This window comes from Treponema denticola, from assembly GCF_024181605.1.
In the GTDB taxonomy this organism is placed as follows: Bacteria; Spirochaetota; Spirochaetia; order Treponematales; family Treponemataceae; genus Treponema_B; species Treponema_B denticola_B.
In genome coordinates this window covers 1,812,403-1,835,660 of the sequence record NZ_CP054477.1, presented here as the reverse complement: position 1 = coordinate 1,835,660, position 23,258 = coordinate 1,812,403, and the positions used below count along the sequence as shown (strand labels likewise).

General features: G+C 38.3%; 25 protein-coding genes and 1 tRNA gene. 25 read left to right on the top strand and 1 reads right to left on the bottom strand.

Annotated features, from left to right (window positions below; all coding sequences use genetic code 11):
• Positions 1–226 precede the first annotated feature (226 nt).
• The 10 genes from E4N80_RS08605 (at position 227) to E4N80_RS08560 (ending at position 7,297) form a co-directional block, all read left to right on the top strand.
• Positions 227–460, top strand: a complete 234-nt coding sequence (locus E4N80_RS08605) for a hypothetical protein (protein ID WP_002670146.1) — start codon at positions 227–229, stop codon at positions 458–460.
• A gap of 98 nt (positions 461–558) precedes the next feature.
• The gene (gene rplM / locus E4N80_RS08600; protein ID WP_253698861.1) at positions 559–987 is read left to right on the top strand and encodes a 50S ribosomal protein L13; all 429 of its coding nucleotides are present in this window, start codon (positions 559–561) and stop codon (positions 985–987) included.
• 10 nt (positions 988–997) lie between these two features.
• Entirely contained in the window at positions 998–1,387 is a 390-nt protein-coding gene (rpsI, locus tag E4N80_RS08595; RefSeq protein ID WP_253698859.1) for a 30S ribosomal protein S9, read from the top strand.
• A complete protein-coding gene (gene recX / locus E4N80_RS08590) occupies positions 1,353–2,021 on the top strand; it encodes a recombination regulator RecX (protein WP_366797296.1) in 669 nt (222 codons plus the stop codon). The genes rpsI and recX overlap by 35 nt, the downstream gene beginning before the upstream one ends.
• Positions 2,022–2,075: 54 nt before the next feature.
• Positions 2,076–2,645, top strand: coding sequence for a response regulator (locus E4N80_RS08585; protein WP_253698856.1), 570 nt, complete (start codon positions 2,076–2,078; stop codon positions 2,643–2,645).
• 5 nt (positions 2,646–2,650) lie between these two features.
• Entirely contained in the window at positions 2,651–3,838 is a 1,188-nt protein-coding gene (locus E4N80_RS08580; protein ID WP_253698854.1) for a class II aldolase/adducin family protein, read from the top strand.
• Positions 3,839–3,852: 14 nt separating this feature from the next.
• The gene (locus tag E4N80_RS08575; protein ID WP_253698852.1) at positions 3,853–5,058 is read left to right on the top strand and encodes an LIC_12708 family protein; all 1,206 of its coding nucleotides are present in this window, start codon (positions 3,853–3,855) and stop codon (positions 5,056–5,058) included.
• Positions 5,055–5,627, top strand: a complete 573-nt coding sequence (locus E4N80_RS08570) for a hypothetical protein (protein ID WP_366797295.1) — start codon at positions 5,055–5,057, stop codon at positions 5,625–5,627. Before E4N80_RS08575 ends, E4N80_RS08570 begins: the two co-directional genes overlap by 4 nt.
• 9 nt (positions 5,628–5,636) lie before the next feature.
• Entirely contained in the window at positions 5,637–6,563 is a 927-nt protein-coding gene (locus E4N80_RS08565) for an alpha-hydroxy-acid oxidizing protein (RefSeq protein ID WP_253698850.1), read from the top strand.
• A complete protein-coding gene (locus E4N80_RS08560; RefSeq protein WP_253698848.1) occupies positions 6,560–7,297 on the top strand; it encodes a 16S rRNA pseudouridine(516) synthase in 738 nt (245 codons plus the stop codon). Before E4N80_RS08565 ends, E4N80_RS08560 begins: the two co-directional genes overlap by 4 nt.
• Before the next feature lie 67 nt (positions 7,298–7,364).
• Here E4N80_RS08560 and tyrS read toward each other — a convergent pair whose 3' ends face one another.
• Entirely contained in the window at positions 7,365–8,585 is a 1,221-nt protein-coding gene (gene tyrS / locus E4N80_RS08555) for a tyrosine--tRNA ligase (protein WP_253698846.1), read from the bottom strand.
• A 144-nt stretch (positions 8,586–8,729) separates the two neighbouring features.
• Between tyrS and E4N80_RS08550 the strand changes: the two genes are divergently transcribed.
• The 15 genes from E4N80_RS08550 (at position 8,730) to cobT (ending at position 23,175) form a co-directional block, all read left to right on the top strand.
• Positions 8,730–9,584 (top strand): Rpn family recombination-promoting nuclease/putative transposase, encoded by an 855-nt coding sequence (locus tag E4N80_RS08550; protein WP_253698845.1) that lies wholly within the window; start codon positions 8,730–8,732, stop codon positions 9,582–9,584.
• A 187-nt stretch (positions 9,585–9,771) separates the two neighbouring features.
• The gene (locus E4N80_RS08545; protein WP_253698843.1) at positions 9,772–10,413 is read left to right on the top strand and encodes a hypothetical protein; all 642 of its coding nucleotides are present in this window, start codon (positions 9,772–9,774) and stop codon (positions 10,411–10,413) included.
• Positions 10,414–10,485: 72 nt separating this feature from the next.
• A tRNA-Leu gene (locus E4N80_RS08540) sits at positions 10,486–10,567 on the top strand.
• Between the two features lie 39 nt (positions 10,568–10,606).
• Positions 10,607–11,290: an MgtC/SapB family protein gene (locus E4N80_RS08535; RefSeq protein ID WP_253698842.1), complete on the top strand. Its 684-nt coding sequence runs from the start codon at positions 10,607–10,609 to the stop codon at positions 11,288–11,290.
• Positions 11,291–11,324: 34 nt separating this feature from the next.
• Positions 11,325–13,175 (top strand): phosphoglucomutase, encoded by a 1,851-nt coding sequence (locus E4N80_RS08530; RefSeq protein WP_253698840.1) that lies wholly within the window; start codon positions 11,325–11,327, stop codon positions 13,173–13,175.
• A 194-nt stretch (positions 13,176–13,369) separates the two neighbouring features.
• Positions 13,370–13,762: a PUR family DNA/RNA-binding protein gene (locus E4N80_RS08525; RefSeq protein ID WP_253698839.1), complete on the top strand. Its 393-nt coding sequence runs from the start codon at positions 13,370–13,372 to the stop codon at positions 13,760–13,762.
• Between the two features lie 94 nt (positions 13,763–13,856).
• A complete protein-coding gene (locus tag E4N80_RS08520) occupies positions 13,857–14,792 on the top strand; it encodes a hypothetical protein (RefSeq protein WP_253698837.1) in 936 nt (311 codons plus the stop codon).
• Positions 14,785–16,566 (top strand): hypothetical protein, encoded by a 1,782-nt coding sequence (locus tag E4N80_RS08515; RefSeq protein WP_253698836.1) that lies wholly within the window; start codon positions 14,785–14,787, stop codon positions 16,564–16,566. Before E4N80_RS08520 ends, E4N80_RS08515 begins: the two co-directional genes overlap by 8 nt.
• A gap of 64 nt (positions 16,567–16,630) precedes the next feature.
• On the top strand, positions 16,631–17,638 hold the full coding sequence (locus tag E4N80_RS08510) for an NADH:flavin oxidoreductase (RefSeq protein ID WP_253698834.1): 1,008 nt from the start codon (positions 16,631–16,633) through the stop codon (positions 17,636–17,638).
• 26 nt (positions 17,639–17,664) lie between these two features.
• Complete coding sequence (locus tag E4N80_RS08505) at positions 17,665–18,609, top strand: hypothetical protein (RefSeq protein WP_253698833.1); 945 nt, start codon at positions 17,665–17,667, stop codon at positions 18,607–18,609.
• Between the two features lie 93 nt (positions 18,610–18,702).
• Positions 18,703–19,923, top strand: a complete 1,221-nt coding sequence (gene recA, locus E4N80_RS08500; RefSeq protein WP_253698831.1) for a recombinase RecA — start codon at positions 18,703–18,705, stop codon at positions 19,921–19,923.
• A gap of 42 nt (positions 19,924–19,965) precedes the next feature.
• Positions 19,966–20,742 carry a segregation and condensation protein A gene (locus tag E4N80_RS08495; protein WP_002692957.1) on the top strand — a complete coding sequence of 259 codons (777 nt, stop codon included), beginning with the start codon at positions 19,966–19,968 and terminating at the stop codon, positions 20,740–20,742.
• On the top strand, positions 20,726–21,277 hold the full coding sequence (scpB, locus tag E4N80_RS08490) for an SMC-Scp complex subunit ScpB (RefSeq protein WP_002672067.1): 552 nt from the start codon (positions 20,726–20,728) through the stop codon (positions 21,275–21,277). The genes E4N80_RS08495 and scpB overlap by 17 nt, the downstream gene beginning before the upstream one ends.
• A gap of 34 nt (positions 21,278–21,311) precedes the next feature.
• Positions 21,312–22,016 carry a pseudouridine synthase gene (locus tag E4N80_RS08485; RefSeq protein ID WP_253698830.1) on the top strand — a complete coding sequence of 235 codons (705 nt, stop codon included), beginning with the start codon at positions 21,312–21,314 and terminating at the stop codon, positions 22,014–22,016.
• Between the two features lie 76 nt (positions 22,017–22,092).
• Complete coding sequence (gene cobT / locus E4N80_RS08480) at positions 22,093–23,175, top strand: nicotinate-nucleotide--dimethylbenzimidazole phosphoribosyltransferase (RefSeq protein WP_253698828.1); 1,083 nt, start codon at positions 22,093–22,095, stop codon at positions 23,173–23,175.
• The last annotated feature ends 83 nt before the right edge of the window (positions 23,176–23,258 follow it).

Sequence of the window (23,258 nt, the reverse complement as noted above, 5' to 3'; positions counted from 1 at the left end):
AAATAATGCAAGATTTTATATTTAAATTTTTAAAGATTTATAGAGAATCTCTAAAAATATTGCCGAATTTTACTTCGCTCCCTGAGGAATAGAGATATCCGGCCTATTTTGCCGATATTTCAATATTTTGCCTATTTTTTGGAGTATGAGCACATTGAGTACGGACACTCCAGTTGACGAAAATGTTTAAATATGTAATAATGAACACTTAAATAGGAGGCTTTAAATGCTAGCACTTATTATTGGTATTGTTTTAATCGCTTTTACGGTTATTGCAGCCCTCCCCATGGGCTTGGCTTGGGGACAGGATATTCTCTTATTCTTAAGAGGCGGTTTACCTATTTTTGCAGCCTTTGTCGGCCTTATTTCCGTATTTATCGGAATTGCCGATATTAAAGATAAGCAAGATGCAAGAAAAGAAGAAGCAGCTATGAAGGCTGCCGAAAATAAAGCCGAATAATTGTTATAGCCTTAAGTTATTGACACTTATTCTATATTTAGTTATAATATCAGAACCCACATTATCTGCATATATTGTTTGTAGAAGGTATACATTAAATGAAAACTATTTTTTTTAAAGAACATGAAGCGCCGCGCTCTTGGTACGTTATTGATGCCGCCGGGAAGCCGCTTGGTCGCGTTGCTGCTAAAACTGCAGCTATGCTGAGAGGAAAACACAAGGTAAGTTTTGCACCTCATCAGGAAATCGGTGATTATGTCGTTATTATTAATGCCGAAAAAGTAGCCGTAACAGGAAATAAGGCTAAAGATAAGATGTACTATACTCACTCCGGTTATGTAGGCGGTTTAAAGTCTATCAACTTTAACGGCTTAATCGCTAAAAAACCGGCTGAACCCTTGATGATTGCAATTAAAGGTATGCTTCCTAAGGGACCCCTTGGAAGAAAACTTTTAACGAATGTTAAGGTCTATGCAGGCCCCGAACATCCTCACCAAGCACAAAACCCCATAGCGGTTGAAGTATAAGGAGCGTAAAGTGAAAAATATTGGAATGGGAACAGGCCGACGAAAAACTTCAGTGGCGCGAGTATACATTCGGGATGGAAAAGGTCAGTTAACGGTCAATGATAGAGACATTAACGAATATTTTGCCACTCCGGAACAAGTCCAAAAAGCAAAAGAACCATTAATGGTTACTGCAGGTGAATCTAAGTATGATATTATAATCACTGTACGAGGCGGAGGTCTTACAGGCCAAGCCGGTGCGTGCTCTCACGGAATTGCAAGAGCTTTGGCCCAAGTAGATGCATCAAATCATGCATCCTTAAAGGCTAACGGATTGCTTACACGTGATTCACGAATGGTTGAACGAAAAAAATTCGGTCAGCGCGGTGCAAGACGAAGATTCCAGTTCAGCAAGCGTTAATCCTTTTTCTATTGCGGATATATGCAGCACTTCTTCAGATTTGGTGAAAATCATCAATTCTGAAGGAGTGTCTTTTGTAACACGGCCTGATTATTTTGATGAAGATGACTTTGACGGCCTTGTTGCTGAATGCGGCTGCCCTATAAGCGATGAATCGCTCGAGGCACTGCTTAATGCGGTAAGAATTTATGAGGCTGAGTGTACCGCTGCGGCCTATTTATACAGAGCTGAACATTCCAGATTTCAGTTGGAATTGAAGCTCAAAAAAAAAGGCTTTTTAGCTTTTGAAATTAATCCGGCACTCGACTATCTTGTGAGGATAGGATTGCTTGATGATGAACGGTTTGCCAGAGCTTGGCTTAATACCAGAGCTATAAGTAAAAAAGAAGGCCGTAATAGATTGGCCTCCGAGCTTACGATAAGAGGAGTAAGCTTTAAAATTGTGAAAGATGTGCTTGATGAGTTTTTTTTGGAGCATTCGGAAGAAGATATTTGCCGAAAAGCTTTGAAAAAACAGCTGATAAATGGGGTGGATAAACCTCGGTTGATGCGTAAAATGTATAGACTGGGTTTTTCCGTTAGTACTGTGAATATATGTTTGGAGGAACTTGAAAACATAACCGACTCTTTTTAAGGTTTGTTTCATTCGTATACTATGGGTAAAAGCGAAAGTAGAAGACGAGTTAAAATGTACTCCGCTCTTGAAGTTGCAAATATCTGCGGAGTTGTAAATCAGACAGCCATTAACTGGATTAGAAACGGCTATTTAAAAGCGTTTAATACGCCGGGCGGACAATATAGGGTATATTATGAAGACTTGCTCCTCTTTATAAAAGAAAGAGGAATGAAGGTTCCTCCCGAATTACAGGATTCAGTGGAAGATGCTCATTGGAATTCTATCATAGTTATAGATGATGACGCGGTTTTAAATGAGGCTATTGCTTCATTTTTAAACAAAAATCTTCCTAACTTGACTGTATTCAAATCCCTTGACGGTTTTGATGCAGGAACTCAACTTGTAAAGCATAAACCGGGCTTTGTGATTTTGGATATAGACCTTCCCGGAGTCAACGGCAAGGAAATATGCAAAAAAATAAAAACCGATCCTTTTTTCGGACAGCCTTATATAATTGTTATTACAGGACTGGATGACGAATCTTTAGAAAAGCAGATGAAAGATTTGGGTGCTGATTCCTTCTTTAGGAAGCCCATAGATTTTAATGCTATATTAAGAGAGATCAACGAGGTTGTGAGCTAGAGCTGATGACCCTTGATGAAGCAAAAAGTATTATAATAGAGACGGGAAAGAAGCTTTTAACGTCCGGTCTGACGGTACGTACATGGGGAAATGTCAGCGTGCGTATAGATGCCGATACTTTTGCTATCACTCCTTCAGGCTATGGTTATGAGAATTTAAAACCTGAGCATATAGTTGTTCTTAAAATCAATAGGCCTGAAACTTCCGGGCCTGTCAAGCCTTCTTCAGAGAGGTTTGTTCATGCAAGTCTTTACAAAGCCGATCAAAATATAAAGTTTATAATCCATACACATCAAAAATTTGCCTCTGCCGTTTCGGGCTGTTTTTCTTCCATACCTGTTGAAAATGAGGATCTTAGTTCCATCTTAGGGGAATCGGTTCCTGTGGCAAGGTATGCTTCTGCCGGAACAAAAAGAATAGCCCGCCATATTGTAAAATGCTTAAAAAAACCTGCCGGGGCAATAATTATGGCTCAACATGGGACCGTCTGTTTCGGTGCTGATGCGGCGGAAGCTTTTGCCCAAGCCGAGGCTCTGGAAGAGCTTTGCCGTAATTTGATTTTTGCTGAAGTTCCGGGTCTGGCCCTTGCTTACCGGCGATATGAAAGAAAAGCCTTGCAGCCTTTGATTAATTTTTACGCAAGCTGCCGAGAGGGCGATTCATGCACTGTTTACGATAAAAGTACCGATATTACCGTTTGCAAGATGGATATAAAATCCGGAAATATAATTGAAGGCCTTTTTGATTTTCAAGCCGACTTACATCGGTGCATATACGATACCTACCCGGATGTTAATTTTATAGAACAAAGTTCTCTTCCTGCGGCTCTTTTTGTTTCAAAAAAAATGAACATAGATAACTGCATACCGGCTTTTTTGGATGATTTTGCTCAGATTGCCGGCGAAAACGTTTTTTTGTTTCCTTTTTTTGAAAGCCGAGCTGAAGAGATGAGCACGGAAATTGTAGATGCTTTAAAAAACCGCTCTTCTGTTTTGATAAATGAAAGCGGTGCTCTTTGTTGTGTTTCCGATAAGAATGATATCAGCGCCTTAAAAGAAATCTTGGAAAAAGATCTTTTGGCCCTTGTTCTTTCATGGAAATTTAAAAATTATTTTCCGATCAGCCGCAGGAGTGCAAAAAAAATGAGAAGCGGTTATATCGGAGAATATTCTAAAATGAGTTTACAAATTTAGAGGTTAAAATTAAGATGAAAAATCTAAAAAAAATATTGCTTGTAGTTTTTATCGGCCTTTTATTCGGCTGCGGACGCGAAACTCCTTTAGAGCTTGAGAGAGAAGAAAAGTTCAGCCTTAATTACGGGCTTTTTGAAAACGAGCTCAATCTTTTTAATTTGAACAGTACCTATTCACGTCCTGACACACAGATTTTGATGAAAGAAGGTATATTCTACATAGTTAATTCGGGCGGACAAAAAATATTAAAGCTTTCGTCATTCGGAGACTTGCTTACCTTTTTTTATAACCCCGACTCGAACATGGAGCCTTCTTTTATGCAAAACGATTCTCAGGATGTTAAGGCGACTACAAGGGGCGCTGTAAAATATCCCTTTAATCATCCTGCTCTTTTAACCGTAAACTCTTCCAAGCATCTTTTTGTTGTAGATTCCGTTTTGGATGAAAGAATCGAGTACGATCATGAGGAAAATTTGGCCCTAAGGGATATAATCCTGCATTTCGATGAAAACGGAACTTTTATAGATTATCTGGGGCAGGAAGGTTTTGGCGGAACGCCTTTTCCGTCTATTGAGGGGATTCATACGAATTCTTCCAACGATATAATAGTCGTTTGCCGAACACAGACAAGTTTAAAAATTTATTGGTATAATAACAAGGGCGACTTGTTATATAAGATACCTATCTTTTTTAATGCAGTGCCTAATCCATATGAAAGTTCTAATAAAATATTTTCTTCGATAGATAAGATAATTCCCGATTTTGATGAGCTTTATTTATATATTAAAATTGATTACTATCTTGAAGAAAAGGATGCTGCAACGAGGGCAAACCTTGGAGTAAGTTACGATAAAAGCTGTTTATATTTTTTAAATATCAAAACGGGTAAGTATGATAAAAAAATGGATATAGATGCTTATGAGGAAATTGAAACATCTGGAACCGAAACTTTTACCTTTAAAAAGGTTTATGAGATGATGGGTATTACGGAAAGTAATTGGTGTTACTTGTTGACTCCTACTACTAAAGGATATGCTCTTGAAATGATGAATTTAAAATCTCAAAAAAAATATAAAAAAGATTTGATTGTTTCAAACGATGAAACATTTTATAATACTTTCCATGTTTCCTCTAAGGGAATTATTTCGGCCATTCTTGCCCGAGAAGACAAGGCCTTAATTGTATGGTGGCGTGCCGATAAAATTATCGGGGATAAATAATGAGTGATGATTTATTTGAAACAAGGGATTCTTCTTCCTGTGAAGTTTTTACCCGCTATAATAGGGAAGATAGAATTAAAAATGCCTCAGAAAAGGTCAGGCAGTTACACGATCCTGATTTTGTAAGAAAAAGAAGTTTTATAAAAAGTGTAACCGAAAATCGAGGCTTAAGGTCTGTATTTTTTGTTATAGTTGTTCTTGTAAGTATTAACATAGCCTTTTTTATTACCCGTTCCGACAGAAATAGCGGTCGTATTTATGGAATAAAAACTGAGCTAAAGTCCTTTATTTATCAAGATAGGGCCTTGGCAAATTTGCGTTTGAGTGAAAACCTTAAATTTTTAGAAAGCTTAAAAGAGAGTGAAGAAAAAGACGGAGCTTTGGTAAGAGTAAACTTTATTTTTTTGGATGATAACGGAAACAAATTATCGTCTTCGTTGCAGACCGGTATTTATACGGGAGGAGAGCTTAGGTTTTCTTCTCAAAATGAATCCGGAAATGCAAAAAAAGTTCAAGCCGAAATTTATATTAAAGAAAAACTTTTGGTTTTATCGTCAAAAATAAAATGAGAAAATAAAATGAGTGTGAACAAAAAATATAAGTGCCGATTATGCAAGGTATGTAACGGAAAAGCCTGCATAGGAGAGCTTCCCGGAATGGGCGGAGTCTTTGAAAGTGCTAATTTTATTTTAAACTGTGCCGAGTGGAAAAATTATTATACATCTGATTCCTATCCTATGCCGAGGCTCCGTCTTGCTCCTATGACGGGGGCCATAGAAAATATCGGCTATGAGGACGAAAGGCAATTTTATTTTGACCTTATAAGGGCATCGGTTAAGGCCGGCCTAGCTTTAAGCATTGGGGACGGCTATCCCGACTTAAAACTTTTTTCAGGGATAGAAGCCTTAAAGGATGTTAAAAAAAAAGGTGCAGTCTTTTTAAAACCATATCCTCAGATGAAGCTTTTTGAAAGAATTGAGACCTCAATGGAGGCGGCGGAAATTATCGGGGTAGATACGGATGCTTATAATATTGTAACTATGCGGAATCTTGTTCACCTTGAAAAAAAGACTGCAAAAGATTTGGCTGCTTTAAAAAAATATGCAAAGCTCCCCTTTGCCGTTAAGGGTATTTTTTCCTCCTATGATATTGAAGTTGTGAAGGAGCTAAAACCCGACATTGCCATAATTTCAAATCACGGCGGCCGTATCGAAACCGATAGGGGGAGCGTTGCCGCATTTGCTCACTCTCATTTAAAAGAGATAAAAAAATATTCAGGCGAAGTTTGGGCTGACGGCGGCTTACGGAAAAGAGGAGATTTTATGGCAGCTTCTTCCTTGGGAGTTGAAGAAATTTTAATAGGCCGCCCCTGTATTACCGCCCTCCTTAGAGACAAGGAGAATGGAATAAAAAATTGTATCGATTCTATTTTAGGTAAAGATTTAAATAAAGAAGCTTGCGGCTCCTTAGGGAGCAGCCCTTTAAGGAGCTTTGAAAAACATTGAAAACCCGTTTGGATAGAATATTGGCCCTCAGCGGTTTAGGCTCTCGAAGTGATGTAAAAAAAATGATACGTAAAAAAAACTGCTGCGTAGACGGGGTGCGTATTGTTTCCCCTTCCTTTATTTTAGACACTGACCTAAATAAAATAACTATAGACGGGGAGCCTCTTGTGTTGAGGACAAATGTTTATCTTATGTTTAATAAGCCTCAAGGCTGTGTAACTTCGACAAGCGATCCCGAGCATAAAACCGTAATGGATTATATAAAAGCTCCCTTTGACAGGATGAAGCTATTTCCTATCGGCCGGCTGGATATAGACACCGAAGGCCTTTTGATTATTACCGATGACGGCGAGATTACCCACAAGATTACCTCGCCTAAGTCGGGAACGGTAAAGACTTATTATCTGGAGTTAAGCCGAGAGCCCTCCGATGAAGAGTTTAGAACTTACTGCGAAGAGTTTGAAAAAGGAATTGTGTTAAAAAACGGTTATAAGTGCCTTCCTGCAAAATTCGAAAAATGCGAAAACAAAACCGGTTCTTTTAGAAGCGGATTTTTAATGCACATAACCGAGGGAAAATTCCATCAAGTAAAAAAAATGTGCTTAAGCGCAGGGAACGAACTTTGTTACCTGCGCCGTATTGCAGTCGGTTCAATTGTTTTAGATGAGAACTTGAAGACCGGAGAATACCGCGAGCTTTCTGCCGAAGAGATAGATTCGCTCAGAGATTATTGAGGGTCTCGCTAAAAGCATCGAATTTTATAGAACCTCTAAAAACATCAGATTTTAGAGATTAATCCTTTTAGCTGAAAATTATCCTCATAAATCGTTTTTTACCGGCACGCAAAATCATCTCCTTGTCCTTGTCGAGTTTTTCTTTTCCGATTATAGCCTTGATTTCAGAAATTTTTTCTTCGTTTATAAAAGCTCCTCCCTGCTCGACAAGGCGGCGGGCATCGCTTTTGGTGGAGGCTAGTCCGGCTTCGGCAAAGAGATCTAGAACACCGATGCCCTCATTTAATTTTGAAAGACTCAAATTTGCCGTGGGCATGGCTTCCTTATTTCCTCCGCCTGAAAAAGCCGCCCTTGCTCCTTCCAAGGCTTTTTCCGCTTCTTCTTTTCCGTGAATAAGGGCTGTAACTTCAAAGGCTAACCTTTCCTTAGCCTTGTTTATGTCCCCTGCACAAACCGATTTTATTTCTTCTATAGGAAGGAATGTAAAAAGCAGCATAAACTTTTCGACATCGGCATCGGCTGTGTTTCTCCAATATTGGAAAAAATCGTAGGGAGAAACAAGGGACGGATCCAAGAAGAGAGCTCCCTTTTCGCTCTTTCCCATTTTTTGGCCGTCGGCTCTTGTAACCAGCGAGAAGGTGAGGGCAAAAACCTCGCCGCCTCCTTTTCTGCGGATAAGGTCGCTTCCTGCAACCATGTTTCCCCACTGGTCATCACCGCCTATTTGGAGTTCGACATTGTAGTTTTGATTGAGCATTAAAAAGTCATAGCTTTGCAAAAGCTGATAATTGAATTCCAAAAAGGAAAGCCCTGTTTCCATTCTTTTTTTGTAGGCTTCAAAGCTGAGCATTTTGTTGACCGAAAAATGAGAACCTATATCTCGTAAAAAATCGATGTAGTTTAAATCGGCAAGCCAATCCTTGTTGTTGACAAAGCGTACATTCTTAATATCTTCCGCTAAAAATTTTTCAATCTGGTTTTGAATTGAGGCCGCATTTTTATCGAGTTCATCATAAGAAAGCATCTTACGCATTTCTGTTTTTCCCGACGGGTCTCCTATTCGCGAAGTGCCCCCGCCGACTAAAACGACTCCCTTGTGTCCCTCACGGCATAGATGCTTTAAGGCAAAAATCGGAACCATGTGCCCTATGTGTAAGCTGAGCCCTGTCGGGTCGATACCTGTGTAAAAGGCGATTTGCCCCTTGTCCATTCTATCGGAAAGGGCTTGCAAATCGGTACATTGCTGGATAAAGCCCCTCTCCTGTAATATTTTTAATGCTTTGTTCATGTTTTGACTATACAATAATTTTTAGCTTAGGTCAACAGATTTATTAGGATTAAAATTTTACTATTTATTGCAAACAATTTCTATAATAATTATGAAAGGGGAAAAGTTTTTCTTCTTTTAAATAATTATCAACGAGGCTTAATTATGGAAAAACTATTTAAAATCACCCTCCGCAACGACTACGCTTTTAAACGAGTCTTCGGAGTAGAGGAAAACAAAGATGTTCTACAGGACTTACTGGAATGTATCCTAGACATTCCGCCTGAAACAATCGCGGGCTTGGAACTTTTGGATAAGGAGTTTCATAAAGAGCTTTTAAGTGAAAAGCTAGGTATCTTGGACATCAAGTTAAGGCTAAAAGATGGAACCTTTGTCGACATTGAAATTCAAAACAGTTGGCATTTTGATTTTCCTGAAAGAACCTTATATTATTGGTCTAAAATGTACAATGAAGCCATAAAACAAGGTCAAGACTATACAAAACTGCCAAAGTGTATTACAATAAACTTGATAGGAAAAGGCTTTGATAAAAATAAGCGTTTGCACAACAAGTATCTTGTTTTAGAACAAGACACAAAAGAGCCTTTAGTTTCAAAACTTGAGATTCATATATTGAACCTTGAAAAGGCAAGGCTCTTAAAGGAAGGTCAATATAAAAATAATAAAACAAAACGCTTATTAAACTGGCTGAAATTTATCGAAACTGATAATCCGGAGGTGAGAGAAGTGTTAGCAGAAAATTCAGAGATAATGAAAAAAGCAAATACCGCTATTTATGTAATGGAAATGAGTCCTAGAGATAAATGGCTATATGATTCCCGTATGAAATATGAACACGATAGAGCATCATGTATAAGTGAAGGTTATCGCCAAGGTATTGATAAAGGTGCGCACCAAAAAGCTCTCGAAACGGCAAATCTTATGAAAAAAGCAAATTGTGAAGTTGACTTTATCATACAAATGACCGGTCTTAGCAAAGAAGAGATAGAGAAACTATAATAAATTTTGGGAATGGACTACAACCAATGCAGCTTCAAGGCAAAGCTGTTCTGTCGGATTGTCTTTCCACCGCTTAATGATGTATTAGAAAAAGATTAAAACCAAAACTTAACCTTTATTCGCCGGGTTTAATTACCTTTCTCGGACGGAAGTTTGAGCAAAAAAGAATAATTATTGGTGTGATAAAATGAAAAAAAATATTTTATATTTTGTATTTATATGTCTTATTGTTTTTGAAGTATATTGCGAAAAATTGACATATATAAAATATGCAAATAATTATAATGTTTCAGAGCATGATATTGAAAATATTCTTGGTACATATATGGAAAAAGACCGAAAAGGATTTCTATTTTGGGTCGAGACCGAATTTTCTTGGGGTCCGGGTATTACGGATACATTTAGAACTCTTATTCAAATTGATGTTTATGATGATGAATCTTTATATGTACAGGAAATGTGGGATAGATATAAAGTATTGAAAATTATAAAAGTATCTGACAATAACTATAAATTGTATACAAGGTATATGGGTGAACTTGCTAATAATGCAATAGTTGATGTATGTTTTGAGCTTGATTTTGAAGATAGTGAAACGGTAAAACTGAATTATGATGAATCTGTCGCTGTATGGAATAGAACTCTTCCTTTGCGTATGATAAAACTTTCAGGCCCCCTTATAAAACATAAACCCCTTGCCGGTAATTATGTAGTTGCAGTAACTCCATACGCAAAAGACGGGCGAGCTTATGATTCATTTGAAGCTTTAAATGAGGGAGAAAAAGAGTATGTCCGAAAACTAAAACAAAAGAAAAAAATTAGACCTTAAAATTATTAAATTCAAATTAAATTCAATATAATTGACACTCTCCTCTTTTTTTGCTATAATGAACTTTCGTTTGCCCCGATGGTGGAATTGGTAGACACGCTAGTTTCAGGTACTAGTGCTTAACGGCATGGGGGTTCAAGTCCCCCTCAGGGCAAAACTTTAAAACCTACAATGACCGTCATAAGGATTTTTTATGGATGCCGGAGCTTTAACAGACAAAATAATTATTATTCGTTTACTTTTAAGTTTTTTAGCCGGTTGTTGTATAGGTATGGAGCGTTCCGGTAAAAGGCAGGTAGCGGGCTTACGCACTCATATCTTAATTTGCGTAGGTGCCTGCGGGATGATGATAATATCCATCTGGCTTCCCAAAATGAGCGGTAATGGAGATACGGCCAGAATAGCTGCTCAGGTTGTTTCAGGTATGGGTTTTTTAGGTGCCGGAGCTATTTTAAAGATAGGAGCCAATGTAAAAGGACTCACAACAGCGGCTTCAATATGGGTAATTGCAGGAATAGGCTTGGCTATAGGAAGCGGGCTGTATACTGCCGGAATAGTGATGACGGTTATTTCCCTGCTAACCCTTTCCCTTGTAAACAGACTTGAACTTAAAATTTTTCCTGTAAGGCAAAATAAATTCTTAGAAATATATTTTCACGGAAATAAACCTCCAATGACGGAGATAATAAATGTTTTATCGGATTACTCTGCATCTATTGTGTCCACAAATGTCCGCTCATCAAAATCGTCCAAGGAACATTCTAAGGTCGTTCTTTTTATAAATGTTCCTAAAAAGCTGGATATTTCCAAGATGACCGAAGACTTTCAAAAAATCGAAGAAATAGATACAATAGTACTGCGAGAAAAAATAACTTAAAAAATTCTTAAGGTAAAACAAGAGGTATTGTTAATTGAAAGACACAAACAACGTCGATATAAATAACGAATTATCCAAAATGATATTATCCGCCTCAGGCTGGAGGAAGGTTTTTGCCGACTCAGGAAAAGAAGAAGACGGAAGTCCTGATATAAAATATGAAGATTCCATACTATTATGCCATGCGGCCTTAGCCTTTTCAGAATTTTTACAGACAAATTTTCCAAATATCGAAACCATAGTAATCGGCAGGGACAGCCGCCCTACAGGTTCTGCTATCGAAGAAGTTTTTATAAAAACTCTTATTTCAACTTCTTATGATTTAAAGGTTGTAGGCTGTACGGCTGCTCCCGAAATTATGGCTTATTCAAAATCTATAGGTGCGGCCTTTGCTTATATTTCCGCCAGTCATAACCCGATAGGACATAACGGCCTTAAATTCGGTTTGGACTCCGGGGGCGTTCTTGACGGAGATCAAGCTAAAATTTTAATCAACATGTTTAAAGAAAGGCTTAAAGCAGATGATGCCGAAGATACTGCTTTAAAAATCTTACATGATTTTAATCTAAAAAAATTACAAGAAATACAAATGCAGACTGTCTACATAAAAAAAGAAGCCTTGGATGCTTATTATAATTATTCTAAGGCTGTAATTACAAATTCGGCTGATCCCAAAACACAAAACAAATTTTTTGATAAGTTAAAAAAGGCGGTTACTGCTGCAAAAAAAGAAGGTCATCCTATTTCTATAGTTGCCGATTTTAACGGAAGTGCAAGAGCTGCATCCATTGACAGACAGTTTTTTACGGACAATGAAATAGCGTTAATCGGTATAAACGAAGTACCCGGAAATATCGTACACGGGATATTGCCTGAAGGAGCTAATCTGGATTTTTGTGCAAAAAAGATAGAACATCTTCACTTGGATCCGGATGCAAGCCTGTTGGATAAAAATTGCTTTTTAGGTTATATGCCCGATTGTGATGGCGACCGCGGAAATATTATCTATTGGAATGAGGAGCTTAATAAGGCTGTTCCTCTTGAAGCCCAAGAAGTATTTGCTCTTTCGGTGATTGCAGAAACGGCTTATTCTTTCTATTGTAAGAGAGAAAATAAAAAGCCCGCTATTGCCGTAAACGGTCCTACTTCTTTGCGGATTGAGGAAACGGCAGCCTGTTTTGGTGCCGAAGTTTTTAGGGCTGAAGTAGGTGAGGCTAATGTGGTTAATTTAGCTGCCGAATTGCGGAAAAAAAATTATAATGTTAGAATTTTAGGAGAGGGGTCGAACGGAGGAAACATTACCCACCCTGCCAAGGTAAGGGATCCTATAAATACTATTTTTGCAATTTTAAAGCTCCTTTTAATAAAAACGGAATTTATAAAAAAAGGGCTATTCCATATTTGGTGCGAAAAGTCAAAGCAAATGGATAAATATAAACCCGATTTTACCTTGACCGATATTTTAAAAACCTTACCTCAATATACAACAACTCCCACCGGAGAACAAAGAGCTATTTTAAAAATACGTACTGAGGATCATGCTATTCTAAAGGGCAAGTATCAAAAAATATTTGAAGAAGAATGGGCTAAAAAGAAAGATGAACTTAAAAGCAGATTCGGTATTGTAAGGTACCGCAGTTTTTCAAATAACGGAACAAGACATACTGAAGACCTTAAAGATTTTTCGGTTTCGGGTAAGGGCGGCCTTAAAATTCAGTTTTATAATTCAAAAGATGAACCTGTAGGTTTTATCTGGATGAGGGGTTCTGGAACGGAGCCGATATTCAGAATAATGGCCGATATAAAGGGCTTATCGCTTGAAGATGAAAAATACTTGGTTGAATGGCAGGGTGAAATGGTAAGGCGTGCCGATTTAGGCGCATAGTTTAGAAAGAATTATTATTGGAGATTCGATAAACATTACGGCTTGAAATACAAGCCTCCATGTTTATCTTCGAGTTTTGTGCTGGGCGCACAAAACATCGTGTTATTGTATGTAGTTTTGCATAGCAAAACTACCTGAAAAAACTTTTTTCGCAAATTAATATTTGCTGCAAAAAGTTTTTATTGGAGAAAATTATGGGAATTAGAGGTGAACTTTTTACGACTCAGGTTTCGGCGGAAAACCGGACTTATTTTTTTAATGTTAAAGAAAATACAAAGGGCGATGTTTTTTTACAGGTTGTCGAAAGCAAGGTTTCCGAGGGGCTTGGCTTTGACCGCCATGCCGTTGTTGTTTTTGAAGATGAAATGAGGCCTTTTTTGCAGGGGCTGGATAAATGCATAGAATTTATCGAAAAAAACAGAAAAGAAAAAGCGAAGGCTAAGGCGAAGAAGGTCAGTGATGCAAAAAAGGCTGCCGAAAAAAGCGATAAGCCTGTAAAGCCTCGTGCTTCCAAGGGACAAAGTACTGAAAAGAAGGATGGGGAAAAATCAAGGGTAAAAAAAGTAATAAAAAAGAAGACCCGCTGAGGCTGCTAAGATAACGGAAAGTTTTTCTGTAATTTTATGTTTAAGTTACTTGCACCTTGTTATATCGCCTGTTTTATGATAAAATGAGTTTTGTATGAAAAATTGGCTGCTTGTACCTTTAGTGTTTATCTCGAATTTTGCCTTAACTGTTTTAGCATTTTCCGTATCGGTGGGAATTTGGCAGTCTCTGATGTATGGAGATGCATCGGGCATGTTTTTCTCTGCCTTTTTATATTGCCTGTATCTGATACTTCCCATAGCCTGTATTATTTCGATATTCGCAGTCTATGTTTTTATGATGAGACATTACGAAAAGCGGAGACTGTCTTTTTTAGCCTTGTTTATATCATTTGCGGTATTTTTTGCTTTAATTATTCCGCTTGTATATTCTCAGGGAGAAAAAATAAATCAGGCCTTTAACTCAAAAGAGAAGGTGTTAATTGATGATAAGCATCTGGAAACTTTTATAGAACAGCCTGGCTTTGTGCAGGCCGCAAGCGGCATAGTATGCCCATTTGTGCATGATATATATGAACAGTATAAAATTTCTTACACATCCTATCTTATTTTTTCGGGTTCGATTTTTTTGCTGATATTTTCTCTTTGGGTATTTACAACAGTAACGGAATGGAAAATAGTTAATTATACTCTTTTACCGCTTTTATTAATCTTAATACTTTATGCTTATAGTTATATACGAACCGATGATTTTATGCTGAGTATAGAGGATATACTTCCTTTTACAATTCCGAGGTTTTGGATAAGGCCTATTTTGTTTTGTCTTTCAGCCTTAGTGTTTTTTATTTATACATCGATATTGCTGCTTGTAAGGCGTGCAAAAAAAATGCCGAAAAAACAAAAGATTAAAAAACAAAAAATAAAGGTCCCTAAAGTGAAGAAACCTAAGCCTCCCAAAATTAAAATGCCGAAACCCGTTAAGCCTAAAAAAGGCAAGAAAATAAAAGAAGAATTTGATACCTTCATTCCCGATACCCTAGGGGACTTTAGAGAGGCGGATATTGATGCATAAAATTTCAAGATTTTTTCCTTACCTTTTTGTTCACTTTTTACTTGGTCTGGTTGCTTCCTTTGTTTATGTTTTTTTTATGCCCATAAAAGAAACCGTTCTGCCGGTGTCTTTATTTTCATGGAAAATTCGTGAATCGATATTGTTGTTTATTTTTTATTTTCCCTTTATCTATACGTCTGCATTAATCTTTGCCTATCCTGTTATTTTCGGGAAATTCGGACCGGCAAAAATGCAGAGGCGGTCATCTGCTATGATTCGCTTTATTCAGCATTTTTTTATTTTTTCTCTTGTTATTTTATCTTTCTATGTGGTTTTGGCCGAGGTTGTTAAACCTATTTTAATGGAGAACCAATCGCGAGCCGTTTATCAAACCCTTACACATAAAGAATATACTAAACTTGCAAAAGAAGCCTATGACAGGAATGACTATAGTCAAGCCGGAGATCATATCGGAAGGGCTTTAAGCATATGGCCTCAGTCGGAAGAGGCGATTAAATTGAATGAAAAGATTAAGATTGCCAAAGAAAAACTTTCCATTGATAGCACCGATTCTGTTTTAAAGAAAACCCTTTCGGTGGAAGATAATGCTAGCAATCTGACTGCCGAAGCTGCCTTAAAAAGAGCGGAAAGAGCAGCTTTAGCATTCGATTTTTATACGGCTCATTATTATGCAAAACTTGCTATGCAAACTTTTCAGGATGGTAATCCTTTAAAAATTGATGCAGAAAATCTTGCGGTGCGGGCTTGGGCCGAAGTTGAAAAAGGCTTGGCTTCATATAAAGATGCTCCCTCTATTGCCTTATATAAAAGTAAAAAGGCAGCCTATGAAGCTTTACAGAGAGGCGATTATATAAGGGCTTATTATTCCTTCTTACAAATTGATTCGTCTATGCGGACTTCAAATCCTGATCAAAAAGATCCTGAGGTTGAACGGTTTTTAATGCTATCTAGGGTTGAGCTTGAAAAAAATATATTTTTTACCGATGAGCTTAAAAATATTCCCAACTTTATAATGAGGGGGGATATAATTTTTACCGTGGGAGAGCATAGCCATGAATCTGCCGTAATAAAAATACATGGAATCTCTCATGGAAGTTCCACTTTACGTAATGAAATATATCTTATGAATGTTTCATATACACGTTTAGGAATATCCAATGCCGAAAAATGGTCTATAATTATTCCTTATGCAAAACTTATAGAAGTTGTAGACGATGAAGGAAAAAACAGGTTAATGCTTCAGATTTGTTCGGTTGATAGATATTCTGAAGAAAATACCGTTTATCCCAAGGTTTTGTCCGGAGAACTTCCAAGGGAAAATGCTCATAATATTTTACTTCCCATGACCATGACCGATTTTCTTTTAATTGAAAAGTCTATAAGCGGCCCTTCGGCTATGAAGATATCCGATTTGTACTATTTTAGTTTGATAGCCGAAAAGTACGGTTTAAAAAAGGAAGCCTATTTGAGCGAGGTACTATACCGCTTGACTGAACCTCTTTTATTGTTGATAGTTTCTTTACTTGCTCTTATATTGACTTGGCGCTTTAGAGTTTCTCCGGGCAGGCGGTTAAATAAACGCTTATTTTTATTTTCGCCTCTTTGTCCGTTTTTGTCTTATATTTTAATGGAAACCCTTAGATATGTATTTAAACTGCAAATTGCGTTTTTTGTTTGTTTGACGCCGCGGTATGTATCTCTTATAGTTTTTAGCGTGCCTATCATAGCCCTTATTTTTCTGATTATTATGCTTCTTTATCAGCGTTCGGAATAAAAGACCTTACAATTCTTTGAAAACTATGATAGAATACCAAATATAATTTTAGGGAGGCTTTAAAATGTTGTTATTATTTTCCAGTTTTAAAATTAAAAATATAGAGCTTAACACAAAATTGGTAATGCCTCCTATGGCTTCCGAAAAGGCCGATGCCGGCGGAATTGTGAGCCAAGCCCTTTGCGATTATTATGATGAAAAAACTAAAGGCTTTTATGTGGGGCTTGTAATAATAGAACACTCTTATGTCAGCCCCGAGGGAAAGGCCAGTACAGGACAGCTATCTATCTCTGATGATTCTACAATAGAAGGTTTTAAAAGACTGGCTTCCGTTTTGCATAAAAACGGAGCGAAGGTAATAGCTCAGATTTCCCATGCAGGAGCTGCTGCAAAACATAAAATAACCGGATATGATGTGTTAAGTTCAAGTTCAGTTATGATTCCGCGTAAAGCCCCTGATTATGAGCTGCCCCGTGCTATGACGCAGGATGATATAAATAAGGTTATAAACGATTTTGTTCAGGCTGCAAGGCGTGCAAAAGAAGCCGGCCTTGACGGCGTGGAAATACATTCTGCCCACGGCTATTTATTGAACCAGTTTTTTTCACCTATTATGAATAAACGAACAGACAAATACAACGGCTCTTCTATCGAAGGCAGAACAAGACTTCATATAGAAATTATAGAGGCCATTCGTAAGATAACCGGCCCCGGTTTTTTAATTGCAGTCCGTTTGGGTGCCTGCGATTATATTTCCGGAGGAAGTTCTCTCGAAGACTCCGTAAAAGCTTGCCTTCTTTTTAAAGAAGCCGGAGTTGACTTACTTGATATTTCGGGAGGTTTTTGCGGATATACCAATCCCGAACTTGAAGAAGAAGGATGGTTCAGCCGTATAACTCAGGCCGTAAAAGAAAAAGTAGGTGTACCTGTAATTCTCACCGGAGGAATTGTAAGCCCCGAAGCTGCCGAAAAAATTCTGCAGGAAGGAAAAACCGATCTAATCGGTGTAGGACGGGCTCTTCTAAATGATTCCGGCTGGCCTAAAAAGGCAAAACAAAAATTGGAAGGCTAAAATTAAAAAGATTTGGAGATATAGAGATGAAAATTTTTTCCTTTTTAGAAGAAGTGTATGGATTTAAAAGCCATAAAAAAGGATATTCCGGACGATACCAAGGATTTTATTGCGTCTGTGATGTAGATTTATCTGCAAGAGAATGTAAACTTTCTTTTGGGGCTTATAAAGACGGTGATGAAGCTGCTTTGGCTCAGTTATTGGAACCTCTTAACGCTTTAAAGAATGTAAAATTCAATGTTGAAAAGGCTAGGATTATTATCAATTATAAGATGCTCAGTGCCCTGACGGCATCAAAAGAGAACGAAAAGAATAAAGAGTTCTTTGACCGGATTACAGGTATTCTTATTCCTATCTTAAAAGAAAATAATTATCAAAGCGGCGGTTTTGTCAGCGGTAAAGATGACGGTTCTGTAAAACTTGCAAAGTTCGGAAGCGAATATTTATTTTTAACCGAAAACGAATTCCAAGACCTTAGTATGGATTTAAAATTTAAAAAAGAAGCCGACAAGGAAAAAAGCGAAAATTTCTTATTAGGAATTTTAGGTATTATTGGAGTTGCCATTGTAGGCATAGTTTTATATGCTTTGGTAGGGCGAGCCGGTTATTATGTTTGGCTGGTTCCGGCTTTATTATCCATTGGTGCATCAAATTTATACAAAAAGTTAGCCGGAAAATTAACAATAAAGGCCCTCTTCTTTATGTTTATAATTTTAGCTGCAGGTTTGATTGCCGGAACATATTTGGAATATGCTTGGCGTCTTTATGATATGGTGCGGGTCAAATTTGATGTAACTTTTTCTGAAGCTTTTAAAGAGCTCGGCTCTTTAATTTTTGAAGAACCCGACTTAAAAGCAAGTTTATTAAAAGATTTGGGAATTAACGGCGGCATTTTAATATTTTGTACCATCATAATGTTTGTTTCGGCTTATAAAACAGAGATTAGATTTAAAAAGCTGGAATGGGTATAATAAAAAAAATAATTTTTTTTTAAAAAAGGAGAAAAAATCTTTTTTATTTATACAATATTAGTAGAACAAGAAAATTTTTTATAGGAGAATATTGTGGCAAAAACAAAAAATGAAGTACCGGCAGTTGGAAATCCGGATGATAAGTTAAAGGCTCTGGAGGCTGCCCGCCTTCAAATCGAAAAACAATTCGGGCAAGGCTCTTTGATGAAGCTCGGGAATAATTCCGCTATCGGAAACATAGAAATTATTCCTTCGGGAAGCATTCTTTTGGATGAAGCTCTGGGAATCGGCGGTTATCCTCGCGGCAGAATTATCGAAATATTCGGTCCCGAATCTTCGGGTAAGACTACGATAGCTCTTCATGCCGTCGCCGAGGCACAAAAGCAGGGAGGCATAGCCGCATTTATCGATGCCGAGCATGCCTTGGATCCCCAATACGCAAAAGCCTTGGGAGTAAACATTGATGAGCTTTGGGTTTCACAACCCGATACCGGAGAACAGGCCCTTGAAATAGCAGAAAGCCTTGTACGCTCCGGAGCAGTGGACATAATAGTAATTGACTCGGTTGCAGCCCTAACGCCTCAGGCAGAAATTGCCGGAGAAATGGGAGACTCTCACATGGGCTTACAGGCCCGCTTGATGAGCCAAGCCTTGAGAAAACTCACTGCCATTATAGGCAAGTCCAACTGTATGATAATCTTTATCAACCAAATCCGAATGAAGATAGGCGTTATGTTCGGAAGTCCTGAAACAACTACGGGAGGAAATGCCCTTAAATTTTACGCCTCCGTCCGGCTGGATGTACGGAAAATTGAAACTCTCGGCAAGGACGATGATGAAGCATGGGGAAATAAGATTCGTGTAAAGGTTGTAAAAAACAAGGTCGCTCCTCCTTTTAGAAAGGTTGAAATGGAAATCCTTTTTGGGAAAGGCGTTTGTCCTTATGGAAGCCTCTTGGATTCTGCCGTAAAACAAGAGATAATAGGCAAGAGCGGATCATGGTATTCTTACGGGGACGATAAAATCGGGCAAGGCAGGCCCAATGCCGTAAAATTCTTAGAAGAAAACATCGACATAGCTCAGAAGATTGAAAAAGAACTGAGAGAAAAGCTCTTCCCGGGCAGGCCATTTGTTTCGAGTTTTGTAGAAAAAACAAAAGAACAAAAAGAAGCCCAAGAAAAGGCCGTAGAAGCTCTTAAAAAAGAAGAAGTCTCAAAAGAAGATGCTGATGATTCCGTTCAAGAAAATTCGGATGCTTCAAAGCCTAAAAAAGCTGAAACTGTAGGCCTTCCGGCTGACGACAGTCTTTTTTAAGTTTTTTAAAAAAATGCCGAACAATAAAAGAGGAGCGGCATAATGAGTACACAAGCTTTAAGTCAGATTGATACGCAGGAAGTAAGTTATTCCAATACGGAATTTAAGGTGCATAATTTTGAAGGACCCTTAGACCTTCTTCTTTTTTTGATAAATAAAAACGAGGTAAATATCTACGATATTCCGATTGCAGAAATAACCGAGCAATATCTGGAATACCTTGATTATGCAATTGAACCCGATTTGGATAACCTTGTCGATTTTTATTCGATGGCCGCTAATTTAATTTATATAAAAAGCAGAATGCTTTTGCCGGTTGAGGTTTCGGTTGATGATGAAGACATCGAAGACCCGCGTTCCGAGCTGGTCGATAAGCTCATCGAATATCAAAAGTATAAAAAACTTTCCGAATTGATGGAAGAAAAAGAAAGCGAAGCGGAATGGTTTTTTGAAAGAAAAAAGATTCAGCATGCCCTGCCTTTTGGAGAAGAAGAACTTTGGGAGCGGGTCGATACTTGGGATCTTTTAAAAACCTTTTCTCAGCTTATGTCCAATTATAAGGCCGAACACATCTTAGACCTTTATGAAGAAGTTTCGGTAAACGAGAAGATCACCCTTATGAACGAGTTTTTGGAAAAGAAGGGTGAGTGTATGTTTACCGATTTGATTGTGCGCAAAGGGAATTTAATGGATGTGGTCTGTGCCTTTATGGCAATTTTAGAAGCCGTTAAATTTAAGATGGCAAGCATCTGGCAAAACAGAATGTTCGGCGATATAAAAATACGCCCATGGGAGCAGGATAATGGTTCAGAATTATAATTTGGAAAAAGAAATCTCCTTGGTTGAAGCTATCCTCTATTTGGAAGGCGACCCTTTAACCGATGAAGCTCTTTGTAAAATTTCAGGGCTTTCGCCCGAAATAGTGAGCGATGCCATCAAGGCCTTGCAGGAATCCTATGCTTCTCCCCAAAGCGGAATCGAACTTGCCAAAATGATGGGCGGCTGGGTGATAATGCCGAAAAAAGATTTGTGGGAACATTTAAAAGACCGCTACGGCAAAAAAAATGAAGGCCGGCTTTCCCGTGCCGCGATGGAAACCCTTTCTATAATCGCTTATTCCCAGCCGGTAACAAGGGCCGAGATTGAAGCTATCCGCGGCGTTTCCGCCGACAATATGATTCGCCTCCTTATTGAAAAGGACCTTATAAAAGAAGTCGGCAAAAAAGATGTCCCCGGGAAGCCTGCAATGTTCGGCACCACAAAGGAATTTTTAAAAATCTTCAGACTTAACAGTATTGCCGACTTGCCTAAACTCGATGAAACCGAAAGAGAAAGGTTTGAGCTTGCTCGATAAGAGAACCTTCGATTAAGAGAATCTTTTAATTTTTATGATAGACGAAATAAGACTTCAAGTTTATTTAGCCCGTTGCGGAGTTGCTTCAAGGAGAGCCTCTGAAAATCTCATCTTAAACGGAAGGGTAAGCGTTGACGGCAAAATAGTAACCGAACTCGGTACAAAAGTTTCGGGTAAAGAAAAAATATGTCTTGACGGAAAACAAATTTTCCCCGAGGCCGAAAAACGGTATATTCTATTGAATAAACCCGAAGGCTATGTTTGTTCATTGGCCGATGAAAAAGACAGACCCATCGCCGCATCCCTTTTAAAAGATACCTATACCGAAAGGCTTTACAATATAGGCCGCTTGGATATGCTTTCGGGAGGAGCCATTCTTTTTACAAATGACGGAGATTTTTCTGCAAAGGTTGAGCATCCTTCTTCCGAAATCGAAAAAGAATATGAGGTAATAACCGTTTTTGAATACCCCGATGAGGTTCTCCAAAAATTTTTAAGAGGAGTGCGTATCGAAGGTGTTTTTTATAAGGCTCTTTCGGCAGAACGCATATCTAAAAACAAAATGCGTATAGTTTTAATTGAAGGCAAAAACCGCGAAATCCGCCGAGTCTTAAAATTCTTTAATATCAAAATAAAAAAACTGACACGGGTCAGAATAGGCTGTGTTTATTTATCAGACCTCCCCTCCGGCAAACACCGCCCCTTAACTTCTGAAGAGATTAAAGGGCTGTTGGGGTAAGGGGGATTTCTTTTAACGGCTTTTACCAATAAAAATTAAAACAGCCTAAAAAACTTTTTATGCGAGGGAGACCTTTATGAATATTTTAGAAAACACATTGAATTCGATTAAACCCGTTTCGGAAGAAGAAGGAAAAAAGGCCAAGCTTTTTTGGGACAGCCTTGCTCATCCGCCGGGCTCTTTAGGAGCTCTTGAAGATATGACGGTAAGGCTTGCAAAAATCAAGGGCTTTGACAATTTAAAAATCGATAAAAAAATAACGGCTGTTTTTTGTGCGGATAACGGAGTTTATGCAGAAAAAATTACCTCCCAGCCCCAGATAACCACCTTCTTGCTTGCAGAGATTATGCACACGGGAAAAACAGGTCTAGGAACAATTTCAAAATGGGCAGAAAGCGGTGTTAGAGTTTATGATGTCGGGATGATAAAAACAAGTGCTCGGAAAGATGTCATCAATAAAAAAATAAAATTCGGTACGGAAAACATAGCCCAAGGCCCTGCGATGAGCAGGGAAGACTGTATCCGCATGATTGAAACCGGAATAGAGGCGGCCTTTGAAATCGCCGATGAGGGCTTCGATATTGCAGGAATAGGGGAGCTGGGGATTTGTAATACTACCACAACAGCGGCTGTACTTTCGGGGCTTTGCGGGGTAGAGCCTGAGCTGACCGTAGGGCGCGGAGCTTCTACGACAGAGGCTATGTATGAGCTCAAGATTAAGAGCGTAAAAAAAACTATCGAAATAAACGCCCCCAAAAAAGGCGATTCAATCGATTGTATTTCGAAAGTCGGGGGCTTTGATATTGCGGCAATGTGCGGCTGTTACATAGGCCTTGCCGCCCGTGGAATTCCTGCCGTAATCGACGGCTATATTTCGAGTCTTGCAGCCCTCTGTGCCGTAAACTTAAATCCTCTTGTAAGGGATTACCTTTTTGCTTCTCATAAGTCGGAAGAAAGAGGAGCTAAGATATGCACCGCTGAGCTTGAAATCGAGCCCGTCTTAAATATGAAAATGCGTTTAGGCGAGGGAAGCGGCTGCCCTCTATTGTTTAAGATGCTTGAAGGGGCGGTCTTCACCATGCAAAATATGGGAAAATTTACCGAAACCATGATAGACGGAGCCGATTTAGTGGATATCAGAAAGCAGACAAATCCTTAAAATTCCCTATTGACTAATTCTTTTCTTTATAGTATTATGCTTTCTTACTCGTATTTTCATTAAAACACGGGTTTTTATATTGA

Excerpts from the sequence above, each read along its gene's own strand:
- E4N80_RS08605 (WP_002670146.1), top strand. The coding sequence starts at position 227 with ATGCTAGCACTTATTATTGGTATTGTTTTAATCGCTTTTACGGTTATT.
- rplM (WP_253698861.1), top strand. The coding sequence starts at position 559 with ATGAAAACTATTTTTTTTAAAGAACATGAAGCGCCGCGCTCTTGGTAC.
- E4N80_RS08585 (WP_253698856.1), top strand. The coding sequence starts at position 2,076 with ATGTACTCCGCTCTTGAAGTTGCAAATATCTGCGGAGTTGTAAATCAG.
- E4N80_RS08580 (WP_253698854.1), top strand. The coding sequence starts at position 2,651 with ATGACCCTTGATGAAGCAAAAAGTATTATAATAGAGACGGGAAAGAAG.
- E4N80_RS08575 (WP_253698852.1), top strand. The coding sequence starts at position 3,853 with ATGAAAAATCTAAAAAAAATATTGCTTGTAGTTTTTATCGGCCTTTTA.
- E4N80_RS08565 (WP_253698850.1), top strand. The coding sequence starts at position 5,637 with ATGAGTGTGAACAAAAAATATAAGTGCCGATTATGCAAGGTATGTAAC.
- tyrS (WP_253698846.1), bottom strand. The coding sequence starts at position 8,585 with ATGAACAAAGCATTAAAAATATTACAGGAGAGGGGCTTTATCCAGCAA.
- E4N80_RS08550 (WP_253698845.1), top strand. The coding sequence starts at position 8,730 with ATGGAAAAACTATTTAAAATCACCCTCCGCAACGACTACGCTTTTAAA.
- E4N80_RS08545 (WP_253698843.1), top strand. The coding sequence starts at position 9,772 with ATGAAAAAAAATATTTTATATTTTGTATTTATATGTCTTATTGTTTTT.
- E4N80_RS08535 (WP_253698842.1), top strand. The coding sequence starts at position 10,607 with ATGGATGCCGGAGCTTTAACAGACAAAATAATTATTATTCGTTTACTT.
- E4N80_RS08525 (WP_253698839.1), top strand. The coding sequence starts at position 13,370 with ATGGGAATTAGAGGTGAACTTTTTACGACTCAGGTTTCGGCGGAAAAC.
- E4N80_RS08520 (WP_253698837.1), top strand. The coding sequence starts at position 13,857 with ATGAAAAATTGGCTGCTTGTACCTTTAGTGTTTATCTCGAATTTTGCC.
- E4N80_RS08515 (WP_253698836.1), top strand. The coding sequence starts at position 14,785 with ATGCATAAAATTTCAAGATTTTTTCCTTACCTTTTTGTTCACTTTTTA.
- E4N80_RS08510 (WP_253698834.1), top strand. The coding sequence starts at position 16,631 with ATGTTGTTATTATTTTCCAGTTTTAAAATTAAAAATATAGAGCTTAAC.
- E4N80_RS08505 (WP_253698833.1), top strand. The coding sequence starts at position 17,665 with ATGAAAATTTTTTCCTTTTTAGAAGAAGTGTATGGATTTAAAAGCCAT.
- E4N80_RS08495 (WP_002692957.1), top strand. The coding sequence starts at position 19,966 with ATGAGTACACAAGCTTTAAGTCAGATTGATACGCAGGAAGTAAGTTAT.
- scpB (WP_002672067.1), top strand. The coding sequence starts at position 20,726 with ATGGTTCAGAATTATAATTTGGAAAAAGAAATCTCCTTGGTTGAAGCT.
- E4N80_RS08485 (WP_253698830.1), top strand. The coding sequence starts at position 21,312 with ATGATAGACGAAATAAGACTTCAAGTTTATTTAGCCCGTTGCGGAGTT.
- cobT (WP_253698828.1), top strand. The coding sequence starts at position 22,093 with ATGAATATTTTAGAAAACACATTGAATTCGATTAAACCCGTTTCGGAA.